Source organism: Kribbella albertanoniae (assembly GCF_004348455.1).
GTDB classification, from domain to species: Bacteria; Actinomycetota; Actinomycetes; order Propionibacteriales; family Kribbellaceae; genus Kribbella; species Kribbella albertanoniae.
Genome location: NZ_SMKA01000379.1, coordinates 1 through 6,822, shown reverse-complemented (window position 1 = coordinate 6,822; position 6,822 = coordinate 1). Strand labels below are relative to the sequence as shown.

The following is a 6,822-nucleotide window of genomic DNA, read 5'->3' as shown; positions in this document are numbered from 1 at the left end:
CCACCACCCCTCGCAACATCGTCCTCCCCATCACCCTCCACACCCGCGAATCCACCTACCTCCGCGTCGTCACCCGTTGACTAGTAGCTCTCTAGGATGCTAGCAATATAGCTATGAGTGGCGAGGGTGACAAGAAGGTGCAGTTCAACGTGTACCTGCCGCCGGGGTTGGTGCGGCGGGTGAAGCACAAGGCGATCGACGAAGCGGCGAGTCTGTCGGCGCTGGTCGAGCAGGCCCTGACCGAGTACCTGGACAAGCATGGGGAGGCACGCGGATGAACGACGTGGTGATCAGGCCGTTGCGGTTCACGGATCGGGTGGAGGAGATGCGGGCGTTCCTGGAGACGCTCGGGTTGCAGGCGCGGATCGAGTCTGAGCGGAGTAGTGACTGGGTGGACATGCTGGCCGGGCGCGGGATGGTTGCGCTGCACAGTGCGGCGACCAGCTCGACCGGCGGGAAGCCCGGGCAGACGGACCTGTCCTTCGAGGCCGAAGATGTCGACCGGTTGAAGGAGAAGTTCGAGCAGGCCGGGTACGCCGACGCCGTCATCTGGGACGAGGCCTACGGGCGGGTGCTGCGGGTGGCCGGTCCGGATGGTGTCCACATCCACATCGACGAGCGCAGTGACGACCTCTACGGCTACAAGCTGAACGAGACGCGCCCCGACGAGCGCTGGCTGGTCACACCGCAACTGGACCGCACGGAGGAGACGGCGTGGCGCGGCTTTCTGGAGGTGGTCGGTCTCGGCGCGCTGGCGCGGTTCGGGGACGGCATCCGGTTGGAGCTCACCACCAGCGAGGACCTGGCTGAGGTGCACACCCGGCTGACCGCAGCCAGCTATCAGGTCGCGCAGGTCGCCGGCACCCTCGAGATCACCGACCCCGATGGCCAGACAGTCGTGGTGCACGGGTGATCGCCGTACGGCGGGCGGCCCCCGAGGACACCGATGCGGTACGGCGGATCGGACTGATCACCTGGCCGGTTGCGTATGCCGGTCTGGCGTCGCCGGAGTTCATCACCGACGGTCTGGCGCAGTGGTGGTCGCGGGAGGCGGTCGAGCGCAGCATCCGGTCCGGCATCACGCTGGTGGCCGAGGAGAACGGCGTACTGGTTGGGATGGTTGGTCTGGGCCAGGAGGAAGGCTTCTGGGTGATGTGGAAGCTGTACGTGCTCCCGGATCAGCAGGGGAGAGGTGTGGGTAAGGCGTTGCTCGACGCTGCCGTCGACGCGCTTCCAACGGGTACGCCGGAGCTCCTGCTCGATGTGATGGTCGACAACGCGAAGGCGATCGGCTTCTATGAGGCGTACGGGTTCGGAGAGCCGCTCAGGACACCGACTCGGGACCTCGGGGACGAACTGAAGTGGATGAGACTCGGGCTGTGACACCGCCGCGGTTGCGGGACGATCCGGACTTCCGGCGGTACTTCGTTGCTCGCGCGTTGTCGACAACCGGGTCGATGGTGACGGCGATTGCGTTGCCGGTGCTGGTCTATCGGCTGAGTGGGTCGACCGTGCTGACTGCTGCGGTCACTGCGCTCGAGGCGGCGCCGTACTTGCTGACCGGTCTGTTCGCCGGCGCCCTGGCCGACCGCTGGAACCGGCGCCGCGTGATGGTGTCGGCCGACCTGGTGAACGCCGTACTGATCGGCTCGGTGCCGTTGGCCTACCTACTCGGAGTGTTGACGGTTACACAGGTGTTGGTGGTCGCGTTCGTCGTACAGGCGGTCTATACCTTCTTCGACGGTGCCAACTTCGGCGCACTGCCAGTGCTGGTCGGCCGGGCCCGAGTGGCCCAGGCGAACTCCGCAGTCTGGTCCACGTCCAGTCTGATCGAGCTGTTCGTGCCGCCACTGACCGGACTGTTGCTGGCGGTGCTCAACCCGGCCGGACTGCTTGCTCTGGACGCTCTGAGCTTCGTCGCGTCCGCACTGGCGGTGCGCGGGATCGTCCGCGCGATGTCGGAGCCGCGGGACGGGCAACTGCCGCTGCGGCCGCGCGTGGTGCTCGGCGACATTGCCGAAGGCCTCGGCTACCTGGTCCGCCATCCAGGTGTCCGGACGATGACAATCGTCGGCAGTCTGCAGTCCTTGGCGGGTGGTGGGTTCATGGCGCTGATGGTTGTGTGGTGTGACCGCGAGCTGCACGTCGGTACGTCGGGACTCCGCTTCGGACTGGTCTGGGGCGCGTGGGGGATCGGCGGGCTGATCGCCGCACTCGCGCTGCCCCGGCTGCTGAAACGACGGGCTCCGGCCGCAATCACGCTCTACGCGCTCCCGGCGTCCGCGGTGATCGGAGTGCTGGCGCCACTGTCGCCCGGCTGGGTGGTGGCCGCGTTCGCCTTGCTGGTCTGGGGATCGGCGTACGTGCTGGTGATCGTCAACTCGATCTCCTACCGGCAGCAGGTCACCCCGGAGCACCTGCTCGGCCGAGTGAACACAGCCGGCCGGATGCTGTCCTGGGGGCTCGGCTGGACGGTGGGTGCGATGGTCGGCGGTCTGCTCGGCAGCCAGTTCGGCATCCGGAGCGGCATGGTGCTGGTCGGCCTCGCCAGCTTCGTCGGCGTGATTGTGGCCTGGACCTCACCGCTGCGCCGGATCGCGGCCGCACACGATGCGGCGACGGCCTGAAGAGTGCCCCTTAAGTGATCTGACGCGGTTCATCCGCTAGGTTCTGCGCGTGGGCGTACGGGTTCTCGGTCCTCGTGACCTCGCGGCGGCGCGCGCGGTGATCGCCCGTGACCCGGTCGTCAACGTGTTCGTCGACAGTCTCGTGCAGGCATCCGGACTCGATCCGCGCCGCGGTGCCGAGGTCTGGGGGTACGTCGACAAGGGCGTGCTCGAGGCGTTGTGTCACGCCGGCGGGAACATGGTTCCGGTCGGCGCGGACGATGCCGCGTTGCGCGCCTTCGCGGCGTACGCGCTGCGTCGCGGCCGCAACTGCTTCCAGATCCTCGGACCGGCACGCGCGGTCGACCAGCTGTGGGCCGCGCTCGAACCGCACTGGGGTCCGGCCCGCGAGGTGCGTGGCGACCAGCCGTTCATGGTCATCGACGGTACGCCGTTGGTCGAAGCTGATCCTCTGGTCCGGGCCGTCGAACCGGTCGAGCTGCCGATCCTGTATCCGGCCTGTGTCGCCATGTACACCGAAGAGGTCGGCGTACCGCCGCAGACCGGGCCGGACGGGACCTTCTACCGGTCCCGGGTGGCCGAACTGATCCGGGGCGGGCGCGCGTTCGCGCGGATCGAGGACGGCCGGGTCGTGTTCAAGGCCGAGGTCGGGTCGGTGGGCACCGGGGTCTGCCAGATCCAGGGGGTCTGGGTGGATCCGGAGTACCGAGGTCAGGGAATCGCGGCGCCGGGGATGGCGGCGGTGGTCGAGCTCGCCCGCCAGATCGCGCCGGTGGTGACGCTGTACGTCAACGCCTTCAACACGCCGGCGAAGCGTTCGTACGAGCGGGTCGGCTTCCGGACCGTCGAGACCTTTGCCACCATCCTGTTCTGATTACCCCGGAGTAAGGTGACCGCATGGCGTCCCGGAGCAAGACCACGACCGGCCTGTCGGTGCTGTTCGGCGTACTCGGTGTGCTGCATTTCGTGAAGCCCGAGCCGTTCGAGAAGATCGTGCCGAAGGTGTTGCCGCGGAAGAAGGAGCTGGTCTACGCCTCCGGAGTCGCTGAGCTCGCCTGTGCGGCCGGGCTGCTGCACCCGAGGACGCGGCGGCTGGCCGGGCTCGCGAGTGCGGGGCTGCTGGTGGCAGTCTTCCCCGCGAATGTGCAGATGGCGGCGGACATCCAGCGGAAGGGATCGCCACGGCAGAAGGCGATCGCCTGGGCCCGGCTGCCGTTCCAGGTGCCGCTGATCAAATGGGCGCTGAAAGCTTCCCGCGAAACGAAGTGACGCCTCCCTGGGGATAACTGGTCAGCCGAGCTTCGGAGGACGGATATCCTCTAGGACGACCTTTTGTTCCATCCCTCTTTGGAGTTCCCGTGATTCTGCGTATGTCGTCGCTGTTCCTCCGCACCCTTCGCGAGGATCCGGCGGACGCGGAGGTCCCGAGCCACAAGCTGCTCGTCCGCGCCGGCTACATCCGCCGTACGGCGCCTGGTGTCTACACCTGGCTGCCGCTCGGCCTGCGGGTGCTGCGCAAGGTCGAGCGGATCGTCCGCGAGGAGATGGACGCGATCGGTGCGCAGGAGCTGGTCTTCCCGGCCATCCTGCCCCGCGAGCCGTACGAGGCGACCGGCCGCTGGACCGAGTACGGGCCGAACCTGTTCCGGCTCAAGGACCGCAAGGGCGCGGACATGCTGCTCGGTCCGACGCACGAGGAGATGTTCACCCTGGTGGTGAAGGACCTCTACTCGTCGTACAAGGACCTGCCGCTGTCGATCTACCAGATCCAGAACAAGTACCGCGACGAGGCCCGGCCGCGGGCCGGCGTGCTGCGCGGGCGCGAGTTCGTGATGAAGGACTCGTACTCGTTCGACATCGACGACGCCGGGCTCGAGGCGTCGTACGAGGCACACCGCGGGGCCTACATCAAGATCTTCGACCGGCTCGGCTTCGACTACGTGATCGTCAAGGCGATGTCCGGTGCGATGGGCGGTTCGCGGTCCGAGGAGTTCCTGGCGATCGCCGGGAACGGTGAGGACACCTTCGTCCGCTCCGCCGGTGGGTACGCCGCGAATGTCGAGGCCGTCGTGGTCCCGCAGTCCGCGCCGGTCGACGCGTCCGCCGTCCCGGCGGCCGAGGTGGTCGACACCCCGGACACCCCGACCATCGACACCCTGGTCGACGCGCTGAACGCGAAGCACCCGCGCACCGACGGCCGCGACTGGACCGCCGCGGACACGCTGAAGAACGTGCTCGTGATGCTGGTGAACCCGGACGGCACCCGCGAGCCGCTGGCCATCGGCGTACCGGGGGACCGGGCGATCGACGAGAAGCGGCTGGGCGCACAGGTCGAGCCGGCCGAGGTGGTCGCGTTCGAGGAGTCCGACTTCGAGAAGAACCCCGCACTGGCCAAGGGCTACATCGGCCCGGGGGTGCTGGGTTCGGAGAACGCGTCGAAGATCCGCTACCTGCTCGATCCGCGGATCGCCGAGGGTTCGGCCTGGGTGACCGGTGCCGACAAGACCGGCTTCCACGTCATCAACCTGGTGCACGGCCGCGACTTCACCGCCGACGGCACGATCCAGGCCGCCGAGGTCCGCGACGGTGACGACGCGCCGGACGGTTCCGGTCCGCTGGAGTCGGCGCGCGGCATCGAGATGGGCCACATCTTCCAGCTCGGCCGCAAGTACGCCGACGCCCTCGACCTGAAGGTGCTCGACCAGAACGGCAAGCTCGTCACCGTCACCATGGGCTCCTACGGCGTCGGCGTCACCCGCGCCGTCGCCGCGATCGCCGAGGGCAACCACGACGAGTTCGGCCTGGTCTGGCCGCGCGAGATCGCCCCCGCCGACGTCCACCTCGTTGCCACCGGCAAGGATCCCGAGCTCTTCGCGAAGGCCGCCGAGATCGCCGCCGAGCTCGAGTCCCGCGGCCTCACCGTCCTCTACGACGACCGCGAGAAGGTCAGCCCCGGCGTCAAGTTCAAGGACGCCGAACTGATCGGCGTCCCCACCATCGCCGTCGTCGGCAAAGGCCTCGCCGAAGGCACCATCGAGGTCAAGGACCGCCGCTCCAACACCCGCACCGACATCCCCGTAGCCGACGTCGTAGACCACCTGGTCACAACAGTCCGCAACTGATCTGACCACCCACTGCCCGGCCGCCCACCAGGACGGCCGGGCAGCGTCGTTCCCGGACCGCCCCGCCACTGAACCCACCGTGTCCCGGCCGAGTGAACCCACCGTGTCCCGGCCGAGTGAACCCACCGTGTCCCGGCCGAGTGAACCCACCGTGCGGCGAGTCGTCGAGTGGAAGGAGTGTGCTGCTGGATGTCGATTGCCGGCGACACAGGTGTTCCAGTCGGTGTCAGGCCAGGCCCTCGCGGCGGGTGCGTGCCCTCCCCAAACCGGTTTGGGGTGGATCCGCGACGGATTTTCTTGGGGGGATCCTCCCCAGATCCGCTCGCGGCCGGTGCCCGCCCTCCCCGAACCGGTTTGGGGAGGAAAATGTGCCGGTCGGGGTGAAGATCCCCCCAGCCTCCAGCAACGGGTCACCTTGTCAGGCGGCGGCTCGGCTTCCCCAGCCATAGCCTGTCGGCCCCAGCGACGTTCACGCGATCGCGGCCTCGCCATCCGGCTCAGCCACGCGCCGGGCTCGCCGTGCTGCCTTTTGCCGGCCGCCGTGGCGGTCGAGTCGTCCGCGGGCCGCCTTTGTGGAGCGTGGTGGGCAGTATGTGCAAATTTTGTTCCACTGATCGCCGGTACGGCGCCGCTCTGATGCGTCCGGTGCGGTGCGCTTGTGGCTGGGCGCCGCTGCGGCCGATTCAACTGCAAGGGGTGGCTGGCCGGCGCGGTGGCTGAAGGGGGTGGCGAGGTCGGTGATCGCGTGGGCCTTGCCTGGGGCGGACGGGCTTGGGTTGCGGTTGAAGCGGGGTTGTTGGCGAGGTCGGCGGTCGGGGACGCCGTCGGCGGCCGGCCGGGCAGCGGACGGGATCCGTTCGCATTGGCTGGCTGGCGGGCTGCGGCCCACTTGGCGTGCTGGCGGGGATTGAGCGCGGTGGGTTCACTCGCGCTTCCCGTGCGTCGTCGAGTGAACCCGGTGTGCGGAGAGTCGTCGAGTGGAAGGAGTGTGCTGCCGGATATCGATTGCCGGCGGCACGGTCCGCACAGTCGCGTGGATGGCGGGTGGATGGCGAGGGGGTTCAGTGTGGGGT

Annotated in this window: 7 protein-coding genes; all 7 read left to right on the top strand. The window is 68.4% G+C overall.

Annotation, left to right across the window (positions count from 1 at the left end):
* Window positions 1-113: 113 nt before the first annotated feature.
* The 7 genes from E1261_RS42015 to E1261_RS41985 all read left to right on the top strand — a co-directional run bounded on the left by E1261_RS42015 (window position 114) and on the right by E1261_RS41985 (window position 5,749).
* A complete protein-coding gene (locus E1261_RS42015) occupies window positions 114-278 on the top strand; it encodes a ribbon-helix-helix domain-containing protein (protein WP_132415444.1) in 165 nt (54 codons plus the stop codon).
* Window positions 275-913, top strand: coding sequence for a VOC family protein (locus E1261_RS42010; RefSeq protein ID WP_132415442.1), 639 nt, complete (start codon window positions 275-277; stop codon window positions 911-913). Before E1261_RS42015 ends, E1261_RS42010 begins: the two co-directional genes overlap by 4 nt.
* Window positions 910-1,383, top strand: coding sequence for a GNAT family N-acetyltransferase (locus E1261_RS42005; protein ID WP_132415440.1), 474 nt, complete (start codon window positions 910-912; stop codon window positions 1,381-1,383). Before E1261_RS42010 ends, E1261_RS42005 begins: the two co-directional genes overlap by 4 nt.
* Window positions 1,380-2,627, top strand: a complete 1,248-nt coding sequence (locus E1261_RS42000; RefSeq protein ID WP_165952832.1) for an MFS transporter — start codon at window positions 1,380-1,382, stop codon at window positions 2,625-2,627. The genes E1261_RS42005 and E1261_RS42000 overlap by 4 nt, the downstream gene beginning before the upstream one ends.
* Before the next feature lie 49 nt (window positions 2,628-2,676).
* Window positions 2,677-3,501, top strand: coding sequence for a GNAT family N-acetyltransferase (locus tag E1261_RS41995; protein ID WP_132415436.1), 825 nt, complete (start codon window positions 2,677-2,679; stop codon window positions 3,499-3,501).
* 23 nt (window positions 3,502-3,524) lie between these two features.
* Window positions 3,525-3,896 carry a DoxX family protein gene (locus tag E1261_RS41990; protein WP_132415435.1) on the top strand — a complete coding sequence of 124 codons (372 nt, stop codon included), beginning with the start codon at window positions 3,525-3,527 and terminating at the stop codon, window positions 3,894-3,896.
* Window positions 3,897-3,985: 89 nt separating this feature from the next.
* Window positions 3,986-5,749: a proline--tRNA ligase gene (locus E1261_RS41985; RefSeq protein WP_132415433.1), complete on the top strand. Its 1,764-nt coding sequence runs from the start codon at window positions 3,986-3,988 to the stop codon at window positions 5,747-5,749.
* The last annotated feature ends 1,073 nt before the right edge of the window (window positions 5,750-6,822 follow it).

Coding starts and splice junctions, on each gene's coding strand:
- E1261_RS42015 (WP_132415444.1), top strand. CDS start 114: ATGAGTGGCGAGGGTGACAAGAAGGTGCAGTTCAACGTGTACCTGCCG.
- E1261_RS42010 (WP_132415442.1), top strand. CDS start 275: ATGAACGACGTGGTGATCAGGCCGTTGCGGTTCACGGATCGGGTGGAG.
- E1261_RS41990 (WP_132415435.1), top strand. CDS start 3,525: ATGGCGTCCCGGAGCAAGACCACGACCGGCCTGTCGGTGCTGTTCGGC.